At 70.0% G+C, this 2137-nt stretch carries 2 protein-coding genes; both read left to right on the top strand.

Annotated elements, in window-relative coordinates; genetic code table 11:
- On the top strand, nucleotides 1-892 hold an 892-nt coding region (locus tag JMF90_RS34560), incomplete at its 5' end, for an ABC transporter ATP-binding protein (RefSeq protein WP_201326115.1).
- Nucleotides 893-901: 9 nt separating this feature from the next.
- Nucleotides 902-2137, top strand: a 1236-nt coding sequence (locus tag JMF90_RS34555) for a beta-galactosidase (protein ID WP_201326114.1), incomplete at its 3' end; no start/stop codon positions are given.

The following is a 2137-nucleotide window of genomic DNA, read 5'->3' as shown; positions in this document are numbered from 1 at the left end:
GCACATGACGGTGTACGAGAACATGGCGTTCGGGCTGAAGCTCGCGCGCGTGCCGAAGGCCGAGATCGACCGCAAGGTACGCGACGCCGCGCGCATCCTGCAGCTCGACACGCTGCTCGAGCGCAAGCCGAAGGCGCTGTCCGGCGGCCAGCGGCAGCGCGTCGCGATCGGCCGCGCGATCGTGCGCGAGCCCGGCGTATTCCTGTTCGACGAACCGCTGTCGAATCTCGATGCGGCGCTGCGCGGCCAGACCCGCGTCGAAATCGCGAAGCTGCATCGGCAGTTCGAACGTGCGAGCGTCGTCTACGTGACGCACGACCAGACCGAGGCGATGACGCTCGCCGACAAGATCGTGCTGCTGCACGCCGGCGCGGATACCGCGCGGCACGGCAGCATCGCTCAGGTCGGCGCGCCGCTCGACCTCTATCACCATCCGGCCAGCCGCTTCGTCGCGGGCTTCATCGGCTCGCCGCGCATGAACTTCCTGCCGGCCGTCGTGACCGCGTGCGACGCGCGTCGCACGACCGTCACGCTCGTGCCGTCCGGCGAAACCTTCACGCTGCCGCGCGACGGCTCGGCGCTCTCCGCCGGCGCCGCCGTGACGCTCGGCATCCGTCCCGAACACCTGACGCTCGGCGCCGCCCCCGATGCGACGACGCTCGCGCGCGACGTCGCGCTCGTCGAACGCCTCGGCGAGCAGACCTACGTGCACCTCGACTCGCCCGGCCTACCCGACGCGACGCCGCTGATCGCGAAAGTACCCGGCGACGCGCCGGTGCGCACCGGCGAACGCGTGCACGTGCACGCGCCGGCCGCGGCCTGCCACCTGTTCACCGAAGACGGCCGCGCGGTGCCCGCGTGCGCCGACCTTCCCGTCCACCACTACGCATAAGGATCGGGCATGCGCCTCGGAGTCTGTTACTACCCGGAACACTGGCCGGAATCGATGTGGGCCGACGACGCCCGCCGGATGAAAGCGCTCGGCATCGAGCAGGTGCGGATCGCCGAATTCGCGTGGAGCCGCATCGAGCCGTCGCCGGGCGAATACGACTGGGGCTGGCTCGACCGTGCGGTCGACGTGCTCGGCGCGGCCGGCCTCGAAATCGTGATGTGCACGCCGACCGCGACGCCGCCGAAATGGCTGGTGGACCGCCATCCCGACATCCTCGCGATCGGCGCGGACGGCCGCCCGCGCGCGTTCGGTTCGCGCCGCCACTACGATTTCTCGTCGCCGGTCTATCTCGAAGCGTCGCGCCAGATCTGCACGGCGGTCGCCGAACGCTACGGTCGCCACCCGGCCGTGCGCTACTGGCAGACCGACAACGAACTCGGCTGCCACCAGACCGTCGTCAGCTACTCGCCGGCCGCGCTCGTGCGCTTTCGCGAATGGCTGAAAGCACGCTACGGCACGATCGACGCGCTGAACCGCGCATGGGGCACCGTGTTCTGGAGCATGGAATATCGCCATTTCGACGAAGTGGACGCGCCCGTGGGCACCGTGACCGAAGCCAATCCGTCGCATCGCCTCGACTACCGGCGCTTCGCGTCCGACGAACTCGCGCGCTATCACCGGATGCAGGTCGACGTGATCCGCGCGCATTCGCCGGGCCGCCCGGTCGCGCACAACTTCATGCAGCTCTTCACCGAGTTCGATCACTACGAAGTCGCGCGCGACCTCGATCTCGCGACGTGGGACAGCTATCCGCTCGGCGCGCTCGAGGAGCTGTGGTTCGCGCCCGACGTGAAGGCGCGCTGGCTGCGCACCGGCCATCCCGATTTCGCGTCGTTCAATCACGACCTGTACCGCGGCATGTCGAAGCTGCCGTTCTGGGTGATGGAGCAGCAGCCGGGCCCGGTGAACTGGGCGCACTGGAACCCCGCGCCGCTGCCGGGCATGGTGCGGCTGTGGAGCTGGGAAGCGTTCGCGCACGGCGCCGGCTGCGTGTCGTACTTCCGCTGGCGGCAGGCGCCGTTTGCGCAGGAGCAGATGCACGCGGGCCTGAATACCCCCGACAACCGGCTCGACGAAGGCGGCCGCGAAGCGCAGCGCGTCGCGCAGGAAATCGCCGCCGTGCTCGACGCCGGCGCCGATGCCGACGCGAACGGCGCGGTGCGCGCCCCCGTTGCGCTGGTGTTC

Origin of the sequence: Burkholderia sp. E168m23, from assembly GCF_016586125.1 — a bacterium.
Classification (GTDB): Bacteria; Pseudomonadota; Gammaproteobacteria; order Burkholderiales; family Burkholderiaceae; genus Burkholderia; species Burkholderia orbicola.
Note: the sequence above shows the minus strand (reverse complement) of the source record. Positions and strands in the feature narration are given on the sequence as shown.